The following is a 23,963-nucleotide window of genomic DNA, read 5'->3' as shown; positions in this document are numbered from 1 at the left end:
GGCCTATGGCCCGGGTTTTTTTATTGCACGCTCTCGTCGGAAAGCCAGTCGGCCCAGGTTTCCAGGTGGGCCACGTCGGATACGCCGAGCACTTCCCGGTTGGGTAACTGGATGCGGGTGATGGAGGTGTTGGGGATGTGCACCCGGCGCCAGGCGTGGCCTTCCAGGTCCAAGGCCAGTTTGAGGGCCGCCCGGATCACGCCCCCATGCGTCACCAAGAGGTGGCGGCCTGGGGGAAGGCTTTCCCAGAAGGTGAGGAGGCGCTGGGCGAGGTCCGCCATGCTCTCTCCTCCAGGGCGGGGGGTGTGCCAGGGGTCTTCCTGGGCCTTTCGCACGAACTCGGGGAAACGGGCCTCGGCCTCCTCCCGGCCCAGGCCGGCGAGCTCCCCCACGTCAATCTCCCGAAGGAGGGGGGTGGTCCTTAGGGGAAGGCCCAGGACCGACGCCAAGGGCTCGGCGGTTTCCTTGGCCCGGCGCAGATCGGAGGAGAAGAGGCTGTCAAAGGCGAGGCGGCTTCGGGCCAGGCGCTGGGCCAGGCGGAAGGCCTGGCCGATGCCCACGGGGGAGAGGGGGACGTCCAAATGGCCTTGGAAGCGCTTCTTTACGTTCCATTCCGTTTCGCCGTGGCGGATGAGCCAAAGCTCCTTCATAGGAGGCGCACTCCGTTCCCAGGGACCACCCGGCCCACCCGGTAGCCCTCCACCAGGGCCAAGGCCTTTTCCGCTTCGCCTTCGGGGAGGATGAGGATGAGCCCGAGGCCCATGTTGAAGACCCGGTACATCTCCTCCTCGGGGATTTGCCCTAAGCGTTGCAGGTAGGGAAAGATGGGGGGAATGGGCCAACTGCCCCTTTGGATTTCGGCGCCCAGGCCTTCGGGAAGGGCCCGGGGGAGGTTTTCCGGAAGCCCGCCGCCCGTGATGTGGGCGATGGCGTGGATCTCCACCCCTCCTTCCTTGAGGCGCAAGAACTCCTTTAGGTAGGCCCGGTGGGGGCGGAGGAGGGCCTCCTTGAGGCTTTCCCCCAGCTCCGGCACGGGGACGAGGAGGTCCTGCCCGGCCACCACCTTGCGGATGAGGGAGTAGCCGTTGGTGTGGGGGCCGGAGGAGGGGAGGGCGAGGAGGACGTCCCCTTCCCGCACCCGCTCGGGGCCCAGGATCTCCGAGCGCTCCACCACCCCCACCAGGGTGCCCGCCACGTCCCAGGCCCCTTCCCGGTAGACCCCGGGCATCTCCGCCGTCTCCCCGCCCAAAAGGGGGATGGAAAGGGTCCGGCAGGCCTCGGCCAAGGAGGTGAGGAGGGCGGCGAGGATGGGCTCTTCCAGGCGGCTTGCCGCCAGGTAGTCCAGGAAGAAGAGGGGCCTAGCCCCCTGGCAGAGGAGGTCGTTCACCGAGTGGTTGACTAGGTCAAAGCCGAGTCCCGAAACGTCCCCGGCCTCGAGGGCGAGGAGGGTCTTGGTGCCCACCCCGTCTGTGGTGGCCACCAGGACGGGGTGCTCCATCCCCTTTAGGGCCCTGGCGTCAAAGAGCCCGCCAAAGGCCCCTAGGCCTCTAAGGACTTCCTCCGTGTAGGTGGCGGCGATGGCGGCCTTGGCCCGCCTGAGGGCCTCGGCCTTGGCCTCTATGTGGACCCCGGCCTCCTCGTAGCGCATCGGCCCTATCCTACCCCAAGGGCCTCCTGGAGGAGGCGGCGCACCAGGTCGGGCCGGGCCTGGCCCTTGGTCCTCCGCATCACCTGGCCCACCAGGGCGTCCAAGGCCTTGAGCTTGCCTTGGCGCACACTTTCCGCCGCCTCGGGCATGGCGGCGATCACCTCGGCCACCACCCCCTTTAGGGCGGCCTCGTCCGCCACCACCCTTAGCCCCCGTTCCCGCACCAGGGCCTCGGGGTCTTGGCCTTCCAGGACCTCGGGAAGGAGCGCCTTGGCCACCCGGCTCGTGATCTCTCCCCGTTCGAAAAGGGCCACCAGGCGGGAAAGGCCTTCGGGGGTGAGGCGGGTTTCCTCCAGGGTGAGGCCCTGTTCGTTAAGGAGGCCCGCCACGTCGGCCAAAAGCCAGTTGGCAAGGGCCTGGGGGGAGGCTTCCCCTAGGGCCAGGGCCCGGTCCAGGAAGCGGGCGAGGGAGGGGGTGTAGGCCAGGACCTCGGCGTCCTTTTCCTTGATGCCCAGGGAGCGGTAGCGGGCTTCCTTTTCCCAAGGGAGCTCGGGAAGGTTGGCCCGGATCTCCTCTACCCAAGGGCGAGGGATGGGGATGGGAGGGATGTCGGGCTCGGGGAAGTAGCGGTAGTCCGCCTCCTCCTCCTTGGTGCGCATGGGGTAGGTCTTGCCGCTACCCTCCTCAAAGCCCAGGGTGGCCTGCTTGACCTTTTCCCCCCGCCTAAGGATTTCCGTTTGCCGGCGGATCTCGTACTCCAGGGCCCGCTGGACGCTTTTAAAGGAGTTCAGGTTTTTGATCTCCACCTTGGTGCCCAAGGGCTCCCCTGCCCGGCGCACGGAGACGTTCACGTCGGCCCGTAGCTTTCCCTCCTCGGGGCTCGCCTCGGAGATGCCCAGGGTCTGGACCAGGGCCTGGATGCGCTGGAGGAAGAGCCGGGCCTCCTCGGGGGTGGTGAGGTCGGGCTCGGTGACGAGCTCAAGGAGGGGGCTTCCCGCCCGGTTCAGGTCTAGGAGGGTGCGGCCCTCCAGGTGGAGGCTTTTCCCGGCGTCCTCCTCCAGGTGGAGGCGTTTGATGCGCACCTTTCGCCCTCCCAAAGGCAAGGCCCCCCCTTCCCCCAAGGGCAGGTTGTACTGGCTGATCTGGTAGTTCTTGGGCAGGTCGGGGTAGAAGTAGTTCTTGCGGTGGAAGAGGAGCTTCTCCGGCACCCGGCTTCCCAGGGCCAGGGCGAGGCGCAGGCCGAACTCCACCGCTTTCCGGTTGGGGACGGGCAGGGTCCCGGGAAGGCCTAGGCAGATGGGGCAGACGTGGGTGTTGGGCTCGGCCCCAAAGTAGTCGGCTTGGCAGCCGCAAAAGGCCTTGGTCCGGGTTTTCAGGTGGAGGTGGACCTCGAGGCCGATGACGGCTTCGTACATGCCCTAAAGTTTACCCGTTAGCGCTTCGCCCCTTCCTGCACCCCAGCGAGGCGCATGAACTCCTTGGGGTCCACGGCCCGGGCGAGGCCTAGCTCGTAGGTGATGAGCTTGCGCTTGTAGAGGTCGGCCAGGCAGGCGTCCATGGTGATCATGCCGTACTGGCCCCCCGTTTGGATCACGCTCCTCAGTTGGTGGCTCTTGCCCTCGCGGATGAGGGCCCGCACCGCTGGGGTGGCGATCATGAGCTCGTAGGCCAGGACCCGCCCCCCGCCAAAGGCCTTGGGGAGGAGTTGCTGGGTGAGCACGGCCACCAGGTTGTTGGAAAGCTGCACCCGCACCTGCTCCTGCTGGTTTTCCGGGAAGACGTCGATGATGCGGTCAATGGTTTCCGGGGCGGAGTTGGTATGCAGGGTGCCCATGACCAGGTGGCCGGTTTCGGCGGCGGTGATGGCGGCGGCGATGGTTTCGTAGTCCCGCATCTCCCCCACCAGGATCACGTCCGGGGCCTGGCGCAGGACGCTCCGTAGGGCCTTGTGGAAGCCGTGGGTGTCGGCGCCGATCTCCCGCTGGTTGATGATGGCCTTCTTGTGGCGGTGGAAAAACTCTATGGGGTCCTCAATGGTGACGATGTGCACCGGCTTGCGCTCGTTGATGTAGTCGATCATGGAGGCCAAGGTGGTGCTCTTACCGCTTCCCGTGGGGCCCGTCACGAGGACCAGGCCCCTTGGGGCCATGGCGATCTCGGCGATGTTCTTGGGCAGGCCCAGCTCCTCAAAGCTCTTGATGACGGCGGGCACCACCCGGAGGACCCCGCCCACGCTTCCCCGCTGGAGGAAGACGTTCACCCGGTAGCGCCCTTTGCCGGGGAGGCTAAAGGAGAAGTCCAGCTCCTTCTCCTCCTCAAAGATGCGCTGTTGCTTCTCGTCCATCAGGGCGTACATGAGGCGCCGGGTGTCCTGGGGGCTTAGGGGCTCGTACTCCGTGGGGTGGAACTCCCCGTCCACCTTGATCATGGGGGGAAGCCCTACGGTGATGACCAGGTCGCTCGCCCCCCGTTCCACGGCCAGGGTCAGAAGGTCCACGATATCCGGATTCTTGGGCATGACTGCCTCCTTCACTCAATGGTACGCGCCAGGACCTCCTCGAGGGTGGTAATCCCCTGGAGGGCCTTGTAGACGCCGTCTTCCCGCAAGGTCTTCATGCCCTTCTTGCGGGCGATCTCCTTGATTTCCGTGGCCGACTTGCCCGCCACGATGGCGTGCCGGATCTCGTCGTCCACCACCAACAGCTCGTGGATGGCGTAGCGGCCCTTGTACCCCGTGCCCCCGCAGCGCTCGCACCCCGTGCCCTTGTAGAGCTTTGCTCCTTGCATCTCCTCCTCGGGGATACCGAGCCGGCGGAGGACCTCGGGGTCGGGCTTCACCTCCACCTTGCAGTGCTCGCAGATCCTGCGCACCAAGCGCTGGGAAAGGACGCCGATGAGGGCGGCGGAGATGTTGAAAAGCTCCACCCCCATTTCGTCCAAGCGGGTGATGGCCTGGGCGGCGTCGTTGGTGTGCAGGGTAGCGATGACCAGGTGGCCGGTGAGGGCCGCCTCCGTGGCGATCTTGGCGGTCTCCGGGTCGCGGATCTCCCCCACCATGATGATGTCCGGGTCCTGGCGCAGGAAGGCGCGCAAGGCCCGGGCGAAGGTGAGCCCGGCTTGGGGGTTCACCTGGGTCTGGTTGATGCCGGGGATCTCGTACTCCACGGGGTCTTCAATGGTCTGGGTGTTCTTGTCGGGGGTGGCGATGCGCTTCAGGATGGAGAAGGTGGTGAAGCTCTTGCCGCTTCCCGTGGGGCCGGTGATGAGGAAGATGCCGTAGGGCTTGGAGATCACTTCCTGGAAGCGCTCAAAGACCCCGGGGGCGAAGCCCAGCCCCTCTATCTCGGGGATGTCCGCCGCCTTCTTCAAAAGGCGCATCACCGCCTTTTCCCCGTAGACCGTGGGGAGGGTGGAAAGCCTGAGGTCCGCGTCAATGGCCCCTTCCCGGTAGCGGACGCGGCCGTCCTGGGGGAGGCGCTTTTCCGCGATGTTGAGCCCGCCCATGATCTTGATGACGCTGATCACCGGGCCCAAGGCCCCTTTAGACAAGGTGGTGTATTGGCGCAGGGTACCGTCAATGCGTAGGCGCACCAGGACGTCCGACTGGCGGGGTTCTATGTGAATGTCGGAGGCGTCCTGAAGGTAGGCCTCCCGGATCACCTGCTTGACGAAGCGCTGGGCGGCGCTTTCGTCCAGCTCCGTGGTGAGGGCTTCTTCCTCCGCCTGGTACCCCTTGGAGAGCTCCTTGGCCAGCTCGCCCAGCTCCTCCTTGCCGTAGAAGCGCTCAATGAGCTTGACGATGGCCGCCTCGGTGGCCACGGCGGGGGTCACCTCGTACCCCAGGCCCTTCCGCTTCAAGGCCAGGCGCACGTCGTCCAGGGCCAGGATGTTCCGGGGGTCCTTCATGAGAAGGACCAAGGTTTTCCCCTCCAGGTGGTGGGGGAAGACGCCGTAGCGCCGGGCTAGGTCCTCGGGGAGGAGGAGGGCGGCGCCGGGGTCTGGAGGATTTTCCTGGGGGTCAATATAGGGGTAGCCCAGCTGGTGGGCCACCGCCTGGGCCAGGGCCTCGGGCTTGAGCTTGCCCGACTGGACCAAGGTGTCTTCCAGGCGGCCTCCCCCTTGGCGTTGCTTCTTGAGGGCCTCCTCCACGTCCTCGGGGCGGGCCAGGCCAAGCTCCACCAGGATCTCCCCCAAGGGCTTCGCTTTGGGGAGGCGCTTTTGCACCTCCAAGGCTTCCCGCAGGTGTTCCCGGCTCAGGCGGCCTTCCTGAACCAAGACCTCTCCTATACGGCCCTTCTCTGGGTAGGCCTGGTGGAAGAGGGCTTCCCAGGCCTTGGACAGGGTGAGGTAGAAACGGGCCGGGCGGCCCAGAAGCTCCTCCACCGCCTGCTTGTGCCGGGGGTCGGCCAGGACCACCTCCACTTTGCCCTCGCGGATGGCCACGGGAACGGCGCTATAGCGCAGGGCATCCGAGCGCAGGAGGAGGGCGGTGGCGGCGGGGTCGGGGGTTAGCCCCTCGGTGGAGGGCAGGAATTCTAGCCCCTTTTGCTCGGCCAGGGTCCGATAGAGGACCTCCTCGGAAAGCCCCTTTCGCACCAGGATCTGGCCTAAGAGGTCCCCCGTCCGCTCCTGTTCCACCAAGGCCTCTTCCAAGGTTTCCCGGTCAATGAGGCCCTTTTCCAGAAGGAACTCCCCTAGGCGGAGTTCCCCTTGGCTTGGCCCCGTGGGTGGGGGCGGAAGGGGTAGGCCGAGCTCAGGGTAGTTCTTGGCCAGGGCGTACTGGAAGGCGCTCTTGGTGGTTTGGTAGGGCTCCACCACCAGGCCCGTGAGGTCTTCCACCTCCTCGAGGGCCAAGGTGTCCAAGGGGTTCACGAAGGCCACCCGCACCACCCCCGCCTCCTCGTCCAGGGCAAAGGGGATGGCGCCCAGCTCCTTGGCCTTCTCCGCCGGTAATAGGGCCTTCACCTTCGGGGGGATTTCCAGCTGGTGGAGTTCCACCAGGGGGATGCCGAAGTGGTCCTCAATGGCCTGGGCGATGCGCCTTTCCGAGAGGAGGCCCGATTCCACGATGACCTCCGCCAGGCTTCCCCCCACCTCCCGGTGCTTCTCCAGGGCCAGCTGGAGTTCCTCGTCCGTGAGGAGCCCGGCGTCCAAAAGGATGGCCCCAAGCCGCTTGTCGCCAATGGTCAGCACGCTCATGGACTCCCTCCCCAAGGTTTCCTAAATGGAGTCTCCAGCATCCGTATGAAACGCGTGTAAAAGAATTCCTTTTCCCGCAAGGGGGGCACCAGGACGGTGTAGGCCCCCACCAGGTTCCCCCCCAGGATGTCGGTGAAGACCTGGTCCCCCACCACCGCCACCTCCCGGGCGGGAAGGCCTAGGGCCCTAAGGGCCTTGTGAAAGCCCAGCCAGGGTTTCAGGGCGGGGGCGTGGCCGGGAAGGCCAAGCCGCCTTTGCACCCGGGCGAAGCGCTCGGGCAGGGCGTTGGAGAGGAGGTAGATGGGCACCGCTTCCTTCAGAGCGGAAAGCCAAGCGGCGTACTCGCTGGGGAGCACCTCTTCCCCGTAGGGCAAGAGGGTGTTGTCCAGGTCTAGGATAACCCCCTTAAGCCCCCGTGCCTCAAGCCAAGCGGGGGTGAGGTGGAGGAGGGAAGGGAGGACCTCCCGGGGGAAAAGCATGGCCTTATTGTGCCACGCCCTAAGTGAACATCGCCTTAATGGGGAAGCATCACAAGCCCCCACATCCTTCCCGTCCTCCCCCGGTCGCGGCGGTGGGAGAAGAGGGCCTGTGAACAGGCGGTGCAAAGCCCCACCCGGTAGGTGCGTTTTGGGGAAATCCCCGCCCTTTCCGCCTGGAGGAGGATGGCCCTTTCCAGGTCCAAAAGGTACTTGCCGGGGGCGCTTTCGTCCTTGCGGAAGGTGGGAAGGCCGGCCCCTTGGAAGGCCTCCGCCACCTCCTCCCCCACCTGGTAGCAGCACCCCCCGATGCCGGGGCCTATGGCCAGGTGGGCCTCCTTGGGGTCCAGCCCCAGGGCTTCCAGGAGGGCGAGGGCCTTGGGCAAAATCCCCCCCACCACGCCCCGCCAGCCGGCGTGCAGGGCGGCCACCGCCCCTTGGGGGTGGTAGAGGAGGAGGGGGTAGCAGTCCGCCACCCCTACCCGGAGGAGGAGGCCCGGGGCGGTGGTGAGGAGGCCATCCCCTTCCCAAACCCCAGGGCCCTCCACGAGGTGGAGGGCGGTGCCGTGCACCTGCTTAAGCGCCGCCACCGGGGGGTGGCCGAAGGCGCTGAGGACCCGGCGCTGGTTCTCCGCCACCTTCTCCGGGTCGTCCCCGGTGGCGGGGGAGAGGTTGAGGCTATGGAAGGGGCCTTCCGAAACCCCGCCGAGCCGGGTGGTGAAGCCGTGGGGTGTGGGCAAGGGGGTGGTGAGGAGGGGAACCACGGGACCATTCTGCCATGGGGAATGTGCCCTTTACCCCTAAGCTTCACGGGCTAAGGTGTATAGTAGCCCCTATGAAGACGGACCAGAACCAGCTCCGTTTCAACCAGGCCCTCTTGGTCCTCCTTCTGCCCCTGGCGGCCCTGATGGACCTCCCCTGGCTCGTGTACGCTCTTTTCCTCCTCATGGCGAGCCAGCACACCCCCTACGACCTGATGGTGGCCCTAAAGCGCCTCCTGCGGGTGCCCCCAAGGCTGGCGGAGGAGGACCCCAGGCCCCACCGGTTCGCCCGCACCCTGGGGGCGGTCTTCCTGGGCTTGGCCTCCCTTTTTCTCCTCTTGGGGCTAGAGGGGGTGGGCTACGCCTTGGCCCTTTTGGTGGCCCTCTTGGCCTTCATCAACCTGGCCTTTGGCTTTTGCCTGGGCTGCTTCCTTTACCTTCACCTCCGCTACGCCCGGGCCCTTTTCACCGGGAAATAACCTCTAGGAGGCGCACCATTTCAATGGCGGTGAAGACCGCCTCGGCGCCCTTGTTCCCGGCCTTACCCCCGGCGCGCTCTTGGGCCTCCTCGGGGGTGTTGGTGGTGAGGACGCCGAAAACGATGGGCTTTTCCGTCTGGAGCATGGCCTGCATGAGGCCGCTTGCCGCCTGGGCCGCCACGTACTCAAAGTGGGGGGTCTCCCCCCGCACCACGGCCCCTAAGGCCACCACGGCGTCCACATCGGGGCGCTGGGCCAGGCGCTTAGCCACCAGGGGAAGCTCAAAGGAGCCGGGCACCCAGGCCACCAGGACCTCGGCCGGATCGCCCCCGAGCCGGGCGTAGGCCTCGAGGGCCCCCTCCAAGAGGAGCTTGGTCACCCGCTCGTTGAAGCGGCCCACGGCGACGGCGAGCCGCACCCCCTTGGCGGTGAGGATGGGGGAGAAGGTCTTGGGCCTCATGGCCCCAATATACTTTTTGCGTGGAGCGCTACCTCCTGGTGGCCTTGGGCGGGGCCTTGGGCTCGGCCTTGCGCTACGGGCTTGGGGCCTACGTCCAAGGGCTCTTGGGCCCGGGTTTTCCCTACAGCACCCTTTTCGTGAACGCCCTGGGGAGCTTCCTCATCGGGGCGGTGCTTCGGCTTTCCCTAGAGGGGGCCCTTTCCCCTGAGGCGCGGCTTTTCCTGGCGGTGGGGGTCCTCGGGGGGTTCACCACCTTCTCCACCTTCAGCTACGAGACCTTAACCCTCCTGCAGGACGGGGAGGTGGCCCGGGCCTTGGCCTACGTGGGCCTAAGCCTTTTCCTAGGGCTTTTGCTGGTGTACTTGGGCTACCGCCTAGCGGGGCTTCGCTAGCCCACCTCCAGAACCTCCGCCAGGTAGGTGAGGGCGAGCTTGTAGGAGAGGGGGCCAAAGCCGGAGATGATCCCCCGGCAGGCCCCGGCGGTCACGGAGTGCTGGCGAAAAGCCTCCCGGGCGTGGAGGTTCGTCAGGTGGACCTCCACCACGGGGAGGGGCTGGGCCCGGATGGCGTCCAGGAGGGCGTAGGAGTAGTGGGTGAGGGCCCCGGGGTTGAGGACGATGGCCAAAAACCCTTCCCGGTGGGCTTGCTGTACCCACTCAATGAGCTGCCCCTCGTAGTTGCTCTGGCGGAAGGCCACCCCGAGGCCAAGCTCCGCGCCCCAGGCCTCACAAAGGGCCTCCAGCTCCTCCAGGGTGGTGCGGCCGTAGACCTCAGGCTCCCGCGTTCCCAATAGGTTCAGGTTGGGGCCGTTTAGGATCAGCACCATAGGGGCTCCTTTCCCCCTAGCATAAGGCCATGCCCCGCCTTTTTTCCCTCGCCTTCCTCCTTCTCGCCGCCTGGGCCAAGACCCACACCGTGGCCCCGGGGGAGACGCTCTATGGCATCGCCAAGCGCTACGGCACCACGGTGGAAGCCCTGGCCCGCCTCAATGGCCTCGCCGACCCCAACCGCCTCCGGGTGGGGCAGGTCCTGTGGGTGGGGCCGGAGGAAAGGGCCCTTCCCCGGGGCAAGGTCCTTTTCTGGCCCCCGGTGCAGGGGCGGGCCTTCGGCCTTCGGGTGGAGGGCTACACCTCGGGCGAGGCGGAGTTCCTCGGGGTACGCTATCCCTTGGTGCCCGGCTCCCGGGGGCTTTGGGGGCTCCTGGCGGTGGGGGCTTTGGTGGCCCCAGGGGAGTACCCGCTACGCCTCCTCCTGGAGGGGGAAGCGGTTTCCCTAACCCTGCTGGTCGCCCCGGGGCAGTATGGCCAGGAGGCCCTGGCCTTGAGCCCAAGCCTCGAGGCCCTCCTCCAGGACCCGGAGGCGAAGGCGGAGCGAAAGCGGGTGGTGGCCGCCTGCCCCAAGGAAGGGCCCCTTCTTGCCAAGGCGTTTCTTGCCCCCGTGGAAGGGGCCAGGGTCACGAGCCCCTTCGGCACCCGGCGGCGTTACGGGAACCGCTTCGCTTCCTACCACGAGGGCCTGGACCTCGCCGCTCCTTTGGGCACCCCGGTGCGGGCGGTGGCGGAGGGGGTGGTGGTGCTCTCCCAGAGGCTTCGGGTGCGGGGCGAGGCCGTGGTCCTGGCCCACGGGATGGGGCTTTGCACCGGGTATTGGCACTTGTCGGAACGAAGGGTGCGGGAAGGGGCAAGGGTGCGGGCGGGGGAGGTTTTGGGGCTCCTCGGGAGCACGGGGCTTTCCACCGGGCCTCACCTGCACCTGGAGGTGCGCCTCCAAGGGGTGCCCGTGGACCCGGCCCCCTTTTTCCGGGGGCTTCCCCTACCCTAGCCGGAGGAGGGAGAGGACCTCCACGTGGTGGGTGAAGGGGAAGAAATCGTAGGGCCGCACGAAGGCCAGGCGGTATCCCCCCCGCACCAACTCCCCCACGTCCCGGGCCCAGGTGGCGGGGTCGCAGGCGATGTAGAGGATCTCTTGGGGCCGGCTTTCCAGGAGGTAGGCCCGCACCTCCGGGGCGAGCCCGGCCCGGGGTGGGTCCACCGCCACCAGGTCAAACCGCCCAAACCGAAGGGCTTCCCGGACATCCCCCCGGTGGAAGCGGAGGTTTTCCACCCCAAGCCGCCTCCGGTCCGCCTCGCCCCGGCGCACCGCTTCTTTGCTCACCTCCACCGCCACCACCTCCCGGTAGCGGGGGGCGAGGAGGAGGGAGAGGAGGCCGCTTCCGGCGTAGAGCTCCAAGGCCCTTTCCCCCCCTGAGGCGAGCCCGGCGGCTTCGGCGAAGAGTTCCCCGGCCGCCAAGGGGTTCACCTGGCTGAAGCTTTCCACGCTCACCGTGGCGGTGAGGGGGCCAAAGCGCTCTAGAAGGGTTCTCTCCCCGTGGAGGGGCGTGACCCGGCCGCGAAAGCGCCCCTTGGCGGAAGGTTCTGCCCAGACCACCCCGGCGAAGCCCTCCTTCACCAGGGCCTTGGCGGGGCGCTTTAGGGCCTCGAGGCTCCCCCCGATGAGGCCTAGGAGCACCCTCCCCTCCAAGAGGCTACCCCTAAGGGCCACCTCCTCCACGGGAAGGGGCCAGGTCTTTAAGAGGGCGAAGGCGGAGGCCAAGGGCTCGGCCAGGAGGGGGTCCTCCTCCAAGGGGTAGAGGGCGTGGCTTTCGGGAAGGCGGTAGGCGAGGCCCCCCAAGGGGTAGCGGGCGTACTGGGCGGCGGTGCGGTAGCCCAAGGGCCTGGGCGAAGGGCGGATGGGCAGGAGGGAGGCTTCCAGCTTGGCGATGCGCGCCAAGGCGTCCCCTACCAGGGCCTCCTTGAGGGGGAGCTGGGCCTCGTAGGCCAGGGGGAGGTCGGCGGAGGGGGGAAGGGGATGGGGGTAACGCTGGGGGTGGGGCTCTAGGATTTCCACCTCTTCCAGAAAGAGGGTTCCCTTTCGCCGCACGGGTACCCCCCGCACCACCTCCCCCGGCAGGGCCCCCTTGACCAGGATGGCCCCTTCCTCCGTGCGGGCGAGGCCGTACCCTCCCGGGACGAGCTTTTCTATCCGTGCCTGCATCCCCTTACCCTAGCAGAAGGCCCGGGATAAGATGAAGGGGTGATCCGGGTACTGCTAGCGGACGACCACGCCCTCTTCCGCCAAGGGCTCAAGAGCCTCTTGGAGGCGGAGGGGGACTTCCGGGTGGTGGGGGAGGCCAAGGATGGCTGGGAGGCCATGCGGCATGCCCTCGAGGCCAAGCCGGACGTGATCCTCATGGACATCCAGATGCCGGGCCTGGATGGGGTCCAGGCCACCCAGGCCATCCTCAAGGAGTGGCCCGAGGCCAAGGTCATCATCCTCACCATGTACCGCCAGGACGCCTACGTGTTTGAGGCGGTGAAGGCGGGGGCCCGGGGCTACCTGCTAAAGGACACGGACGCGCAGGAGCTCATTGAGGCCATCCGCCGGGTGCACGCCGGCGAGGTGCTTTTGGATGCGGAGCTTGCCGGGCGTATCATCCAGGACTTCCGGGCCAAAAAGGAGGCCCAGGCCCCCTTGCACGCCGAGCTTTCCGAGCGGGAGGTGCAGATCCTCAAGCTGGTGGCCCAGGGCTACACCAACCTGGAGATCGCCGCCGAGCTCGGCCTTTCCGAGAAAACGGTGCGCAACCGCCTTTCCGAGATCTTCCAGAAGCTCCACCTGAACAACCGCACCCAGGCGGCCCTTTACGCCATCCGCGAGGGGCTCGCCCAGCCCGAGCCCGAAGAGTAGTGGACCCGGTGCGCCACCTCTTGGAGCTTGCCCCCTTGGTGGGGGAGGAGGCGCGGGGGGCCTATGTGGCCCGCCACCTCCCCGGGGCGCAGCGGGACGGGGTGGGGAACGTGTGGGCGGGGGAGGGGAGGGTCCTCCTTCTCGCCCACCTGGACACCGTTTTGACCCCGGTTTCCCCCAAACGGGTGGGGGAGCGGCTTTATGGCCCTGGGGTGGGGGACAACTCGGCGGGCGTGGCCGTCCTCCTCTCCCTACCCCCTTGCCCGGGGTGGTGCGGGGCTTCACCGTGGGGGAGGAGGGGCTTGGGAACCTCAAGGGGGCCCGTGCCCTGGTGGAGGCCTTGAGGCCCCAGGTGGTGGTGGCGGTGGACGGCTATTTGCCCGGGGTGGTGGACCGCGCCCTGGGCTCGGTGCGCCTGCGGCTTCGGCTGCGCGGCCCCGGGGGCCACGCCTGGGGGGACCGGGGAAACCCTAACCCGGTCTTCGCCCTGGCGGAGGCCTTGGCGGGGCTTCCCCCTTTGGTGGCGGGCCTCGAGGCCAGCCTGAACGTAAGCGGCCTTAAAGGGGGCGAGGCGGTGAACGCCATCCCCGAGGAAGCCGAGGCTCTTTTGGAGGTGCGCTCCCCCGACCCCCTTCTCCTGGAAGACCGGGTGGAAAAGGCCTTGGACCTGGTGGCGGACGTGGCCAGGCGCCACCGGGTGGCGCTTTCTTGGGAGGAGCTCGGCCGTAGGCCTGCGGGAACCACGGCCACTTCTGGGCTTCTCCAGGCGGCGGAGGCGGCCTTGGCCGCCGTTGGGGAAAAGCCCCTTTTCCAGCCTGGCTCCACCGATGCCAGCGCCGCCATTGAACGGGGTATCCCCGCCCTGGCCCTGGGCGTTTACCGGGGAGGAGGGGCGCACACGCAGGAAGAGTGGGTCCTCCCCCAAAGCCTCTGGGAGGGCCGCACGGTGCTTCTCGCCTTTCTTGAGCGCCTTGGCGTAGGATAGGGCGTATGCGCGTGGGCGTCCTCAAAGGCTTCCTCTCCCGGCGGTACCTGGGCTTCTGGGAGGCGTACTTGGAGGCGTTGGGCGTGGAGGTGGTGCGGGCCGAGGCGGCCCCCGACCTCCGCCAGCCCTACTGCCTCCCGGTCCAGGGGCTTCTCGCCCAGGTGGAGGCCCTGAAGGGCAAGGTGGACTACCTCCTCCTCCCCGACCTCCAGGCTGGGGTGGAGTCGGAGAAGGGCGGGGGGCAGTGCCCTTGGCTTTTGGACCTGGAGGCCGCCCTCCTCCGCTACTTCCCCGGGCTTCCCCCGGTGCTCAAGGTGCCGGCGGAGCTTTCGGATAGGGTCTTGGGGCGGGCCGGGGAGGTGGGGCAGATCCTCACGCAAAACCCCATGCTGGTGGGCCGGGCCCTGGACCGGGTCAAAAGCCTCCTTAAGCCCCCTCCTCCCTTCAAGTCTCCCCCGGGGAGCGTGGGGGTGGTGGCCCAGCCCTACCTCCTGGAGGACGAGGCCTTCCGGGAGACGGTGGAGGAGGCCCTGCGCAAGGTGGACCTCCTTCCCTTCTTCCCCGACCTGCCCCCGGAAAAGCTTCGGGAAGAGGGGGATAAGCTCCTCCCCATGGATCTACCCACGGACAAGGAGCTTGTGGGCATGGTCCACTACCTCCACCGCCTGGGCCGGGTGAAAGGCCTCCTCCTGGTGGTTTCCTACGCCTGTCCCCCCATCCCGGGCCTCCTGCGGCGGGCGGCCCGGCGGCTGACCAAGCCCCACCGCCTCCTCACCCTGGGGGAGGACTGGACGGAAAGCCTAAAGGCCCTCAGGGCGGAGATGGCGGCCCTATAGGGGCTCCACCCCCCAAAGGGGAGGGGGTTTTGCGGTAGACTCAAGGGCATGACCGGTCGGTCAGTTCCCCCCTTGCGCCGCCTTTTGCCCTACCTGTACCCCTACCGCTTCCGCTACGCCTTGGGGGTAGGGCTTGGGCTTCTTTCCATCTTCTTCTTCGTCCTCGGTCCCTACTTTCTGCGCCTGGCGGTGGACGCCATCGGGCACGGGGGTCCCTATGGGCGCTATGCCCTGTTCCTCCTCCTCTCCGCTGGGGTAAGTGCCCTCCTCTCCTACTTCATGCGCCGCCTGGCGGTGGTGGCCAGCCGGCAGGTGGAGTATGACCTGCGCAGGGACCTCTTCCACCACCTCCTCCGCCTGGACCGCTCCTTCCACCAGAAGACCCGGGTGGGGGACCTGATGAACCGCCTGAACACCGACCTCTCCGCGGTGCGGGAGATGGTGGGGCCGGGCATCATGATGGGAAGCCGGCTTTCCTTCCTGGTCCTCCTGGCCTTCGCCTCCATGTACGCCGTGGATGCCCGCCTGGCCTTCTACCTCACCCTGATCCTCCCGGCCATCGCCGGGGTCATGTTCTACCTCCTCCGGCTGATAGACCGCCGCTACCGCGAGGCCCAGGAGGCCTTTGACGCCATCAGCACCCTGGCCCAGGAGGCCTTCAGCGGCATCCGGGTGGTGAAGGGGTACGCCCTGGAGGGGCGGATGCTCACCCGCTTCCAGGACCTCAACCGGGCCTACATGGCCAAGAGCCTGGCCCTGGTCAAGGTGGAAGGCCCCATGCAGGCCCTTCTGGGCTTCCTCATGGGCTTTGCCTTCCTCACCGTCCTCTGGGCCGGCGGGGGGATGGTGGTGCGGGGGGAGCTTTCCGTGGGGGAGCTGGTGCAGTTCAACGCCTACCTGGCCCAGCTCACCTGGCCCATCCTGGGCCTGGGCTGGGTGATGGCCATGTACCAGCGGGGCCTCACCAGCCTGAGGCGCCTTTTGGAGCTTTTGGACCAGGAGCCCGCCATCCGCGATGAAGACCCCCTGCCCCTCCGCCTGGAGGACCTTTCCGGGGAGGTGCGCTTTGAGGGGGTGGGCCTCCAGCTGGGGGGGCGCTGGCTCCTCAAGGACATCACCCTCACCGTGCCCGAGGGCATGACCCTGGGCATCACTGGGCGCACCGGGGCGGGGAAGAGCCTCCTGGCCGCCCTGGTGCCCCGGCTTCTGGACCCCACGGAGGGGCGGGTCTACGTGGGGGGGTACGAGGTGAAGCGGATTCCCCTGGCCGTCCTGCGCCGGGCCGTGGGGATGGCCCCCCAGGAGCCCTTCCTCTTCAGCGAGACCCTGATGGAGAACATGGCCTTTGGCCTCGAGGCCCAAGACCCCGAGCGGGTGGCCTGGGCCGCCCAGCTGGCCGGGGTCCACGAGGAAATCCTGGCCTTCCCCAAGGGCTACGAGACCGTCCTGGGGGAAAGGGGGGTGACCCTTTCCGGGGGGCAAAGGCAGCGGGTGGCCCTGGCCCGGGCCCTGGCCAAGCGCCCCAAGGTCCTCATCCTGGACGATGCCCTAAGCGCGGTGGACACCGAGACCGAGGCCAGGATTCTCCAGGGCCTGAAGACGGTGCTGGGCCGCCAGACCACCTTCCTCATCTCCCACCGCACCGCCACCCTGCGCCATGCGGACTGGATCATCGTCCTGGAGGGGGGAGGATCGTGGAGGAGGGCACCCATGAGAGCCTCCTGGAGGCGGGCGGCCTCTACGCCGAGCTGGACCGCATCCAGCGCATGGAAAGCGAGGTGGAGGGATGACCCACGAGGACGCCTACAGCAAGGCCTTTGACCGGGTGCTCTTCGCCCGCATCCTGCAGTACGTGAAGCCCTACCGCCTGCAGGTGGGCCTGGCCCTCCTCTTCCTCCTCCTCACCACCCTGACCGCGGCCGCCACCCCCCTCTTCTTCAAGTGGGCCATTGACGGGGCCCTGGTGCCCAAGGAGGCCAAGCCCCTGGAGGAACGCTTTTCCCTCCTCCTCTGGGTGAGCCTGGGCTTTTTGCTGGTGCGGGGGCTCAACTTTGCCGCCACCTACGGCCAGACCTACCTCATCCAGTGGGTGGGGCAGCGGGTGCTCTTTGACCTAAGGAGTGCCCTCTTCGCCAAGCTCATGCGCCTCCACCCGGGCTTCTACGACAAAAACCCCGTGGGCCGCCTCATGACCCGGGTCACCTCCGATGTGGACGCCATCAACCAGTTCATCACCGGGGGGCTGGTGGGGGTCATCGCCGACCTCTTCACCCTCTTTGGCCTCCTGGCCTTCATGTTCGCCCTAAGCCCCAAGCTCACCCTGGTGGTCCTCCTGGTGGTGCCCGTGCTCCTTTGGGTCACCGCCTGGGTGCGCAACGGGATGCGCCTGGCCTACCGGGAGATGCGCCTGAGGCTTGCCCGGGTGAACGCCGCCCTGCAGGAGAACCTTTCCGGGGTGGAGACCATCCAGCTTTTCGTCCGGGAGAAGGACCGGGAGGCCCGCTTTGACCGGCTGGCCCAGGACCTCCTGCGCGCCTGGGTGGAGATCGTGCGCTGGTTCGCCCTCTTCTTCCCCGTGGTGGGCTTTCTGGGGGACCTGGCCGTGGCGGGCCTCCTCTTCTACGGCGGGGGAGAGGTGGTGCGGGGGGTGGCCTCCTTGGGGCTTCTGGTGGCCTTCGTGGACTACACCCGCCAGCTCTTCCAGCCCCTGCAGGACCTCTCCGACAAGTTCAACCTCTTCCAGGGGGCCATGGCCAGCGCCGAGCGCATCTTCGGCGTGCTGGACGCCGAGGAGGAGCTCAAGGACCCCACCTCCCCCAAGCCCGTCCAACGCTTCCGGGGGGAGGTGGTCTTCAAGGACGTGTGGCTGGCCTACACCCCCAAGGGGGTGGAGCCCACGGAGAAGGACTGGGTCCTGCGGGGGGTTTCCTTCCGCATCGCCCCCGGGGAGAAGGTGGCCCTGGTGGGGGCCACGGGGGCGGGGAAGACCAGCGTGGTGAGCCTTATCGCCCGCTTTTACGACCCCCAGCGGGGCGAGGTGCGCATAGACGGGGAGGACGTGCGCAACTACCGCCAGGAGGAGCTCAGGCGGCACGTGGGCATCGTGCTCCAGGACCCCTTCCTCTTCTCCGGCACCATCCTGGACAACCTGCGCCTCTTTGACGAGAGCATCCCCGAGGAGCGGGTGGTGGAGGTGGCCCGCTTCCTGGGCGTGCACGAGGCCATCCTCCGCCTGCCCCAGGGCTACCACACCCGGGTGGGGGAGCGGGGGGCGGGGCTTTCCACGGGGGAGAAGCAGCTCCTGGCCCTGGTGCGGGCCCTGCTGGCCAGCCCCGACATCCTCCTCATCCTGGACGAGGCCACGGCCAACGTGGACTCCGAAACGGAAAAGCGCCTGCAGGAGGCCCTCTACAAGGCCATGGAGGGACGCACCTCCCTGATCATCGCCCACCGGCTCTCCACCATCCGCCGGGTGGACCGCATCCTGGTCTTCCGCAAGGGGCGGCTGGTGGAGGAGGGGACGCACGAGGCCCTCCTGGAGCGGGGAGGGTACTACGCCACCCTCTACCGCCTGCAGTACGCGGAGCCATGACCTACCGGGAGGCCTTGGAATGGCTCTACGCCCGGCGCCGCCAGGGGGAGCGGGGCACGGGGCGGGTGCGCGCCTTGCTGGAGCGCCTGGGCCACCCCGAAGGGGCCTTCCGGGCGGTGCACGTCCTGGGCACCAACGGCAAGGGGAGCGTGGTGGCCTACCTGGAAGCGGCCTTCCGGGCGGCAGGCGTCCCCTTTGGCGCCTACACCAGCCCCCACCTCCAGGACTTTCGCGAGCGCATCCGCACCCACCTGGGCCTCATCCCCGAGGAGGAGGTGGTGGCCTTCGCCGCCTGGGCCCGGGAGGAGGCCTGGCCCGAGCCCCCCGGCTTCTTTGACCTGGCCACCGCCTTGGCCTTCCACCACTTCCGGAAGGCAGGGGTGGCCCTGGCCGCGGTGGAGGCGGGGGTGGGAGGGGAGAAGGACGCCACCAACGCCCTGGCCCACGTGACCCTCACCGTGCTCACCAACGTGGGGGAGGACCACCTGGAGGCCCTGGGGGGAAGCCTCCAGGCGGTGGCCCAGGACAAGGCCGGGGCCTTTCGCCCCGGGGTGCCGGTGGTCACCGGGGCCAGGGGGGTGGGCCTCGAGGTGGCCCGGCAGGTGGCCGAGGCCAGGGGGGCACCCCTTTATCCCCTGGACCCCGAAGACTCCCTCTTTGCCCTCCCGGTGCCTCCCGGGCTTAAGGGCCGCTTCCAGGAGGAAAACGCCCGCCTGGCGGCGGCCGCCCTGCGCCTTCTGGGCTTTGCGGAAGAGGTCATCGCCCGGGGGCTCAGGGAGGCCCGCCACCCTGGGCGCTTGGAGCGCTTCTTGCTGGAAGGGGTGGAGGTCTACCTGGACGGGGCCCACAACCCCCCTGCGGCGGCGGCCTTAGCCCAGGAGCTCCCCGCCTACCACCTGGTCTTTGGGGCCTTTCCCCGGAAGGACGTCCGGGGGTGCTGGCCCACCTCCTGCCCCAGGCCCGAAGCGTCCGCTACACCCGGGCTGGGGAGGGCGCTTTGGGCCCCGAGCTGGGGAAGCCCTTCTTTGAGGAGCCCTGGGAAGCCCTCCTGGACGCGGTGGAGGCCGCCAGGAAGGATGGGCTTCCTATCTTGGCCACGGGGTCCTTGTACCTGGTGGGGGCCCTGCGGGGCCGCCTTACTCCCTAGCCTCCGCCAGCACCTTGCCCGCGGGGTCGGCGAAGACCACCCGCCGCACCCGCTCCAGCTCCAGGATCACGTAGGGGCTGGTGAGGGCCTGGGTGACGATGGCCCCTGGCCTGGGGCTTTGCAGGTTCAGGATCACCCGCGCCACCTCCCCGCCGTAGGTGACCCCCACCACCTCCATGGCGTACCCCCCCGTGGGCTTCAGGCCCCAGAAGAAGGCGGCCACGCTCCGGGTGCGGAAGTCCACGCTGGGGGCAGGGGGACGGGGGATGCGGTTGCCCACCGCCAGGTTCCAGACCTCGGCGAAGCGGGTGGGGTTGTTGGCCAGGAAGGCCCGGGGCTCGGTCTCCTGATAAGCGGCGTTGGCGCCGCGGTCCAGGATCTGGTAGGGAGGCGTGGGCGGGGTCACCAGCTCCACTCTAAGCCCGTACTGGACCAGGAGGGCGCCCACCCGGTAGCCGTCGGGGGTGGGGTCTAGGGTGAGGGGCCTGAGGACGGGCTCGCTGAGCTCAAAGACCACCACCTGCCGCCCGCCCCGCCGGGCCAGGATTTCCCGCAGGAGGACCTGGGTCTCGGGGCCGGTAAAGGCGTAGAGGTCCGGGGTCAGGTAGTTGGCGGGCTGCACCAGGGCCCGCTTTTCCCCTTCCCGCATGGCGGCCGTGAGGCGGACCCAGCCCACGCCGTCATAGAGCCAGGTGGCCCGCAGGTTGGCCTGGGTTCGCACCTCCACCAGGTTCCCCGAGAACCCCCTCACCGCCTCGGCCGCCGGCCTCAGGGCGGGCCCCACCTCCCTGAGGACCGGGCTTCCCTCCACCCAAAGGGCCCCGGGGACGGCCCAGAGGTTCTCCCCGGTGCCCTTTTCCAGCCGCAGGACCTTGGGCCCCAGCTTCACCTCCCGGGGCTCCCCGTAGAAGTAGGTCCAGCGCTCCGTGGCCTCGGGGAAGAGGAGCTGGGCCTCGGCCACCCGGTAGCCCGAGCCTTCCAGCACCTCGCAGGCGGAGAGGAGGGGCACCAGGAGGAGGGTGGCGTACAGGGCTTTTCTCATGGTTCCATGATACCCCTCTAGGGGATGGGGGTGTTGAGCCTTTTTTAAGCCTTGGCCGGGGGTAGGAGGGCGGGCTAGCGGCTCCTGGGGTCCAGGGCGTCCCGCAGGGCGTCGCCCAGGAGGTTGAAGGCCAGGACCAAGCCCACGATGGCCAGCCCCGGGAACGTGGCCACGTGCGGGGCCACCGCCAGGTACTCCCGTCCCCGGGCCAGCATCAGCCCCCACTCGGGCTCCGGGGGTCTGGCCCCCAGGCCCAGGAAGCCCAGGCCGGCGGCGAAGAGGATGGCGATGGCCATCTGCAGGCTGGTTTGGATCAGGATGGGCCCCAGGGCGTTGGGGAGGAGGTGGCGGAGGAGGATGCGGGCGTGGCTTGCTCCCAGGGCACGGGCGGCCTCCACGTAGTCCAGGGCCTTCAGGGAGAGGACCACGCCCCGCACCAGCCGGGCGTAGATGGGGATGGCGGCGATGCCCACGGCGATCATGGCATTCCCCAGCCCCGTGCCCAGGATGGCCACCAGGACGATGGCCAAGAGGATGCCGGGAAAGGCCAGCATCACGTCCACCAGGCGCTGGACCAGGAGATCTATCCGCCCCCCGAAGTAGGCGGAGAGGGCTCCCAGAGGGGCTCCCAGGAGAAGCCCGATGCCCACGGCCACCAGCCCGATGGTGAGGGAGACGGGGATGCCGTAGAGGATGCGGGAGAAGAGGTCCCGGCCCTGCTCGTCCGTGCCCAGGAGGTAGAGGCGCACCGGGCCCTCCACCCCGAAGAGGTGGAGGTTGCCCGTAAGGCCAAACCAGCGCCACTCCTCCCCCCGCACCCAAAGCCGCACGGGGTACTTCTCCTCCCAGCGGACCTGGACCCCCTCCAGGGGATGCCGGAAGACCGGGCTCACGAAGAGGCCTATCTGCCCCTCTGGTCCCCGCAGGCTCACCCCGGCCAGGGGGGGCACGTAGGCCGCCCGCAGGTCCTGGGTGTAGGGGGAGTAGGGGGCGAGGAGGGGGGCGAGCACGCCCCCGAGGAGGTAGAGCCCCAGCAGGACCAGGCCCGCCTGGGCCAGGCGGTTTCTCAGGAAGCGGCGCAGGGGTCTAGTCATAGCGCACCCTCGGGTCAATCCAGGCGTAGAGGAGGTCCACCAGCAGGTTGACCAGGATGAAGCTGACGGCCACCAGGAGCACGGCCCCTTGGACCACGGGGTAGTCCCTGGCCAGGATGGAGCCCACCAGGAGCTGGCCGATGCCCGGCCAGGCGAAGATGGTCTCGGTGATGACTGCCCCTGCCAGGAGGCTACCGAACTCCAGGCCCGCCACCGTGACCACGGGGATGAGGGCGTTTCTGAGGGCATGCTTGAAGATGACCACCCGCTCCGCCAGGCCCTTGGCCCGGGCGGTGCGGATGTAGTCCTGGGAGAGCACCTCCAGGAGGGTGCCCCGGGTCATGCGGGCCAGGAGGGCGGTGGCGTTCACCCCCAGGGTGATGGCGGGCAGGACCAGGTGGGCCAGGGTGCCCTTGCCGGCCACGGGGAACCAGCCCAGCTCCACGGAGAAGATGAGGATGGCCAAAAGCCCAAACCAGAAGACGGGCATGGAGACCCCCAGGAGGGCCAGGACCATCACGAAAAGGTCCAGCCCGCTTCCCGGGCGCAGGGCGGCCAGGATGCCCAGGGGGATGCCCGAGAGGAGGGCCACCAGGATGGCGGCGCTGGCCAGCTCCACGGTGTTGGGGAAGTAGGTCCTTAGCTCCAGGAGCACGGGGCGGCGGCTCCGGGCCGACTCGCCCAGGTCGCCCTGTAGGAGGGCTCCCAGATAGATGGCAAACTGCTCGGGGAGGGACTTGTCCAGGCCGTAGCGGGCCCGGATGGCCTCGAGGGTCTCCGGCGTGGCGAACTCCCCCGCCAGGAGCACCGCCGGGTCCCCCGGGGCCAGGCGCACCATGAGGAAGACCAGGAGCACCACCCCGAACAGGGTGGGCACGGCGATCAGCAGGCGGCGAAGAGCGTAGGTGAACATGTTCCTCCGCACCTTACCCCGTGGGGGGTACCCCCCCACGGGGTAGGGGCAATGGGGCCTCCTAGCGGAAGCGGGCCTTGTAGGCCAGGTAGCGCTCCGTGGGGTGGACGATGAAGCCCTGGACCTCCTGGCGGATGGCGGTCACCTGCACCTCGGAGTGGAGGAAGAGCCAAGGGGCATCCCGGAAGATGCGGGTCATGGCCTCGCGGTAGAGCTGCTGTCTGCCCTGGGGCAGGGTGGAGATGCGGGCCTGGGCCAGCAGCTTGTCCACCTCGGCGTTCTTGTAGAAGGCCCGGTTAAAGCCCGGGGCCCACTGGCTGGAGTGGAAGAGGGGGTAGAGGCCGTAGTCCGCATCCCCCGTCACCGTGCCCCAGCCCAGCATGGCCATCTGGATCCGGTTTTCCTTCAGGGGCCGCTGGGTCTCCTGCAGGTAGGCCCCCCATTCCATGGTCTGGATGGTGGCCTCCACCCCTACCCGCCGCAGCTGGCCCTGGATGGCCTCACACACCTGGATGTCCTGGAAGTAGCGGCCCGTGGGGCAGTGCAGGGTGATGCGCAGGGGGGTGCTCACCCCTGCCTGGCGCAACAGCTCCTGGGCCCGCTGGGGGTTGTACTCGTAGCGGCCGATGCTGGCATAGCCAAAGATGCTGGGGGCGATGGGGGCATCGGAGATACGGCCAATCCCTCCCAGGACGAACTGCAGGATCTCCTCCCGGTTCACCGCGTGGTTCAGGGCCTGCCGCACCCGCACGTCGTTGAAGGGGGGGCGCTGGGTGTTGAAGTAGATGTAGATGGTGCGCAGGCTGGGGGTGCGCACCACCTCAATGGCCCGGTTGGCCTGGAGCCGGGGGATGTCCTGGGGCGGGATGCGCACCGCCACGTGGGCCTGTCCCGTCTCCACCAGGGCCACCCGCGTGGTCCCCTCGGGTACGGGGATGAAGCGCACCTGGGGGATGGCGGGTTTTTCGCCCCAGTAGTTCTCATTGCGCACCAGGTCCACGAACTGCCCTTTCTGCCAGGCCTGGAAGCGGTAGGGACCGGTGCCCACGGGGTTGTCCCGGTACTGGGCCCCGAAGCGCTGGATGGCCGTGGGGCTCTGCATGGCAGTGGAGCTGTGGGTCAGGTGGGCCAGCACCGGGGCAAAGGGGTTCTTGAGGCGTAGCCGCACCGTGTGGCTGTCCACCACCTCCACCCGCTCCAGCTCGGAGAGCAGGAAGGCGAAGGGGCTGGCCAGCTCCCGGGAGACGAAGCGCTCCAGGTTGAACTTCACCGCCTCGGCGTTGAAGGGGGTGCCGTCGTGGAAGGTGATGCCCCGCTTGAGGCGGATGGTGAGGGTCTTGCCCCCGTCGGAAAAGCTATGCCCCTCGGCCAGGAGGGGGACGATCCGCCCCTCGGGGGTGAGTTCAAAGAGGGTTTCGCTGATGTGGGTTACCACTGTGGCCGAAGGGGAGTCCTGGGCCAGGGGGGCGTCCAGGGTGATGGGGTCGGTGCCTTGGGCCACCACCAGGCGTTGCTGGGCCCAGGCACCCGCCAGGGCCAGTAAACCGAGGGCCAGGAACAGCTTTCTCATACTCGCTCCTTTCTGGGGACCACCCTTGTAATTCA

20 protein-coding genes and 3 pseudogenes are annotated in these 23,963 nt (G+C 68.2%); 9 read left to right on the top strand and 14 right to left on the bottom strand.

Features of this window, described 5'->3' with window-relative positions; genetic code table 11:
• Positions 1 to 20: 20 nt before the first annotated feature.
• From A0O31_RS03525 to pgeF, 7 genes are read right to left on the bottom strand one after another with little or no spacing between them, the layout of a single operon-like run.
• Entirely contained in the window at positions 21 to 650 is a 630-nt protein-coding gene (locus tag A0O31_RS03525; RefSeq protein ID WP_071676690.1) for a histidine phosphatase family protein, read from the bottom strand.
• A complete protein-coding gene (purM, locus tag A0O31_RS03520) occupies positions 647 to 1,648 on the bottom strand; it encodes a phosphoribosylformylglycinamidine cyclo-ligase (RefSeq protein WP_071676689.1) in 1,002 nt (333 codons plus the stop codon). The genes A0O31_RS03525 and purM overlap by 4 nt, the downstream gene beginning before the upstream one ends.
• Before the next feature lie 5 nt (positions 1,649 to 1,653).
• Positions 1,654 to 3,063 (bottom strand): Asp-tRNA(Asn)/Glu-tRNA(Gln) amidotransferase subunit GatB, encoded by a 1,410-nt coding sequence (gene gatB / locus A0O31_RS03515; protein ID WP_071676688.1) that lies wholly within the window; start codon positions 3,061 to 3,063, stop codon positions 1,654 to 1,656.
• 17 nt (positions 3,064 to 3,080) lie between these two features.
• A complete protein-coding gene (locus A0O31_RS03510; RefSeq protein ID WP_071676687.1) occupies positions 3,081 to 4,166 on the bottom strand; it encodes a type IV pilus twitching motility protein PilT in 1,086 nt (361 codons plus the stop codon).
• 11 nt (positions 4,167 to 4,177) lie between these two features.
• Positions 4,178 to 6,847 carry a type IV pilus assembly ATPase PilB gene (gene pilB / locus A0O31_RS03505; protein ID WP_071676686.1) on the bottom strand — a complete coding sequence of 890 codons (2,670 nt, stop codon included), beginning with the start codon at positions 6,845 to 6,847 and terminating at the stop codon, positions 4,178 to 4,180.
• Positions 6,844 to 7,326, bottom strand: a complete 483-nt coding sequence (locus tag A0O31_RS03500; RefSeq protein ID WP_071676685.1) for a YqeG family HAD IIIA-type phosphatase — start codon at positions 7,324 to 7,326, stop codon at positions 6,844 to 6,846. Before A0O31_RS03500 ends, pilB begins: the two co-directional genes overlap by 4 nt.
• Before the next feature lie 35 nt (positions 7,327 to 7,361).
• The gene (pgeF, locus tag A0O31_RS03495; protein WP_071676684.1) at positions 7,362 to 8,087 is read right to left on the bottom strand and encodes a peptidoglycan editing factor PgeF; all 726 of its coding nucleotides are present in this window, start codon (positions 8,085 to 8,087) and stop codon (positions 7,362 to 7,364) included.
• Between the two features lie 71 nt (positions 8,088 to 8,158).
• Here pgeF and A0O31_RS03490 point away from each other — a divergent pair, with 71 nt between their 5' ends.
• Positions 8,159 to 8,563 (top strand): DUF4395 domain-containing protein, encoded by a 405-nt coding sequence (locus tag A0O31_RS03490; protein ID WP_071676683.1) that lies wholly within the window; start codon positions 8,159 to 8,161, stop codon positions 8,561 to 8,563.
• On the opposite strand, the gene ribH is transcribed toward A0O31_RS03490, so the two are convergent.
• Positions 8,550 to 9,023, bottom strand: coding sequence for a 6,7-dimethyl-8-ribityllumazine synthase (gene ribH / locus A0O31_RS03485; protein WP_071676682.1), 474 nt, complete (start codon positions 9,021 to 9,023; stop codon positions 8,550 to 8,552). The two genes, A0O31_RS03490 and ribH, sit on opposite strands and share 14 nt — an antisense overlap.
• Before the next feature lie 20 nt (positions 9,024 to 9,043).
• On the opposite strand from ribH, the gene crcB reads away from it, so the two are divergent.
• The gene (gene crcB / locus A0O31_RS03480) at positions 9,044 to 9,415 is read left to right on the top strand and encodes a fluoride efflux transporter CrcB (protein WP_071676681.1); all 372 of its coding nucleotides are present in this window, start codon (positions 9,044 to 9,046) and stop codon (positions 9,413 to 9,415) included.
• Here crcB and aroQ read toward each other — a convergent pair.
• A complete protein-coding gene (aroQ, locus tag A0O31_RS03475; protein ID WP_071676680.1) occupies positions 9,412 to 9,849 on the bottom strand; it encodes a type II 3-dehydroquinate dehydratase in 438 nt (145 codons plus the stop codon). The genes crcB and aroQ overlap by 4 nt on opposite strands.
• A gap of 29 nt (positions 9,850 to 9,878) precedes the next feature.
• Between aroQ and A0O31_RS03470 the strand changes: the two genes are divergently transcribed.
• The gene (locus A0O31_RS03470) at positions 9,879 to 10,844 is read left to right on the top strand and encodes a LysM peptidoglycan-binding domain-containing M23 family metallopeptidase (RefSeq protein ID WP_071676679.1); all 966 of its coding nucleotides are present in this window, start codon (positions 9,879 to 9,881) and stop codon (positions 10,842 to 10,844) included.
• Here the strand turns inward: A0O31_RS03470 and A0O31_RS03465 are convergent.
• Complete coding sequence (locus A0O31_RS03465; protein ID WP_071676678.1) at positions 10,836 to 12,056, bottom strand: class I SAM-dependent RNA methyltransferase; 1,221 nt, start codon at positions 12,054 to 12,056, stop codon at positions 10,836 to 10,838. The genes A0O31_RS03470 and A0O31_RS03465 overlap by 9 nt on opposite strands.
• Positions 12,057 to 12,095: 39 nt before the next feature.
• Here A0O31_RS03465 and A0O31_RS03460 point away from each other — a divergent pair, with 39 nt between their 5' ends.
• The 6 genes and pseudogenes from A0O31_RS03460 to A0O31_RS03435 all read left to right on the top strand — a co-directional run bounded on the left by A0O31_RS03460 (position 12,096) and on the right by A0O31_RS03435 (position 19,309).
• Positions 12,096 to 12,749, top strand: coding sequence for a response regulator (locus A0O31_RS03460; RefSeq protein WP_071676677.1), 654 nt, complete (start codon positions 12,096 to 12,098; stop codon positions 12,747 to 12,749).
• Positions 12,749 to 13,734: pseudogene (locus A0O31_RS03455) on the top strand (M20/M25/M40 family metallo-hydrolase). The gene A0O31_RS03460 and the pseudogene A0O31_RS03455 overlap by 1 nt, the downstream one beginning before the upstream one ends.
• Positions 13,735 to 13,739: 5 nt before the next feature.
• Positions 13,740 to 14,570 (top strand): hypothetical protein, encoded by an 831-nt coding sequence (locus tag A0O31_RS03450; protein ID WP_071676676.1) that lies wholly within the window; start codon positions 13,740 to 13,742, stop codon positions 14,568 to 14,570.
• 48 nt (positions 14,571 to 14,618) lie between these two features.
• A pseudogene (locus A0O31_RS03445) lies at positions 14,619 to 16,360 on the top strand (ABC transporter ATP-binding protein).
• Positions 16,357 to 18,162 (top strand): ABC transporter ATP-binding protein, encoded by a 1,806-nt coding sequence (locus A0O31_RS03440; RefSeq protein WP_018111462.1) that lies wholly within the window; start codon positions 16,357 to 16,359, stop codon positions 18,160 to 18,162. The pseudogene A0O31_RS03445 and the gene A0O31_RS03440 overlap by 4 nt, the downstream one beginning before the upstream one ends.
• Positions 18,159 to 19,309: pseudogene (locus tag A0O31_RS03435) on the top strand (bifunctional folylpolyglutamate synthase/dihydrofolate synthase). Before A0O31_RS03440 ends, A0O31_RS03435 begins: the two are co-directional and overlap by 4 nt.
• Here A0O31_RS03435 and A0O31_RS03430 read toward each other — a convergent pair.
• From A0O31_RS03430 to A0O31_RS03415, 4 genes are all read right to left on the bottom strand, one after another.
• Positions 19,299 to 20,351: a protease complex subunit PrcB family protein gene (locus A0O31_RS03430; protein WP_018111464.1), complete on the bottom strand. Its 1,053-nt coding sequence runs from the start codon at positions 20,349 to 20,351 to the stop codon at positions 19,299 to 19,301. The pseudogene A0O31_RS03435 and the gene A0O31_RS03430 sit on opposite strands and share 11 nt — an antisense overlap.
• Before the next feature lie 74 nt (positions 20,352 to 20,425).
• Complete coding sequence (locus A0O31_RS03425; protein WP_018111465.1) at positions 20,426 to 21,445, bottom strand: ABC transporter permease; 1,020 nt, start codon at positions 21,443 to 21,445, stop codon at positions 20,426 to 20,428.
• Positions 21,438 to 22,358: a nickel ABC transporter permease gene (gene nikB / locus A0O31_RS03420; RefSeq protein WP_018111466.1), complete on the bottom strand. Its 921-nt coding sequence runs from the start codon at positions 22,356 to 22,358 to the stop codon at positions 21,438 to 21,440. The genes A0O31_RS03425 and nikB overlap by 8 nt, the downstream gene beginning before the upstream one ends.
• 61 nt (positions 22,359 to 22,419) lie before the next feature.
• Entirely contained in the window at positions 22,420 to 23,928 is a 1,509-nt protein-coding gene (locus A0O31_RS03415; protein ID WP_018111467.1) for a glutathione ABC transporter substrate-binding protein, read from the bottom strand.
• Positions 23,929 to 23,963 lie beyond the last annotated feature (35 nt).

Origin of the sequence: Thermus brockianus, from assembly GCF_001880325.1 — a bacterium.
Classification (GTDB): Bacteria; Deinococcota; Deinococci; order Deinococcales; family Thermaceae; genus Thermus; species Thermus brockianus.
The sequence above is the reverse complement of the archived record's forward strand: the minus strand, read 5'-3'. Positions and strand labels throughout refer to the sequence as shown.

Excerpts from the sequence above, each read along its gene's own strand:
- gatB (WP_071676688.1), bottom strand. The coding sequence starts at position 3,063 with ATGTACGAAGCCGTCATCGGCCTCGAGGTCCACCTCCACCTGAAAACC.
- pilB (WP_071676686.1), bottom strand. The coding sequence starts at position 6,847 with ATGAGCGTGCTGACCATTGGCGACAAGCGGCTTGGGGCCATCCTTTTG.
- A0O31_RS03425 (WP_018111465.1), bottom strand. The coding sequence starts at position 21,445 with ATGACTAGACCCCTGCGCCGCTTCCTGAGAAACCGCCTGGCCCAGGCG.
- A0O31_RS03500 (WP_071676685.1), bottom strand. The coding sequence starts at position 7,326 with ATGCTTTTCCCCCGGGAGGTCCTCCCTTCCCTCCTCCACCTCACCCCC.
- A0O31_RS03510 (WP_071676687.1), bottom strand. The coding sequence starts at position 4,166 with ATGCCCAAGAATCCGGATATCGTGGACCTTCTGACCCTGGCCGTGGAA.
- A0O31_RS03490 (WP_071676683.1), top strand. The coding sequence starts at position 8,159 with ATGAAGACGGACCAGAACCAGCTCCGTTTCAACCAGGCCCTCTTGGTC.
- A0O31_RS03430 (WP_018111464.1), bottom strand. The coding sequence starts at position 20,351 with ATGAGAAAAGCCCTGTACGCCACCCTCCTCCTGGTGCCCCTCCTCTCC.
- purM (WP_071676689.1), bottom strand. The coding sequence starts at position 1,648 with ATGCGCTACGAGGAGGCCGGGGTCCACATAGAGGCCAAGGCCGAGGCC.
- A0O31_RS03525 (WP_071676690.1), bottom strand. The coding sequence starts at position 650 with ATGAAGGAGCTTTGGCTCATCCGCCACGGCGAAACGGAATGGAACGTA.
- nikB (WP_018111466.1), bottom strand. The coding sequence starts at position 22,358 with ATGTTCACCTACGCTCTTCGCCGCCTGCTGATCGCCGTGCCCACCCTG.
- A0O31_RS03465 (WP_071676678.1), bottom strand. The coding sequence starts at position 12,056 with ATGCAGGCACGGATAGAAAAGCTCGTCCCGGGAGGGTACGGCCTCGCC.
- aroQ (WP_071676680.1), bottom strand. The coding sequence starts at position 9,849 with ATGGTGCTGATCCTAAACGGCCCCAACCTGAACCTATTGGGAACGCGG.
- A0O31_RS03440 (WP_018111462.1), top strand. The coding sequence starts at position 16,357 with ATGACCCACGAGGACGCCTACAGCAAGGCCTTTGACCGGGTGCTCTTC.
- A0O31_RS03450 (WP_071676676.1), top strand. The coding sequence starts at position 13,740 with ATGCGCGTGGGCGTCCTCAAAGGCTTCCTCTCCCGGCGGTACCTGGGC.
- A0O31_RS03415 (WP_018111467.1), bottom strand. The coding sequence starts at position 23,928 with ATGAGAAAGCTGTTCCTGGCCCTCGGTTTACTGGCCCTGGCGGGTGCC.
- A0O31_RS03470 (WP_071676679.1), top strand. The coding sequence starts at position 9,879 with ATGCCCCGCCTTTTTTCCCTCGCCTTCCTCCTTCTCGCCGCCTGGGCC.
- ribH (WP_071676682.1), bottom strand. The coding sequence starts at position 9,023 with ATGAGGCCCAAGACCTTCTCCCCCATCCTCACCGCCAAGGGGGTGCGG.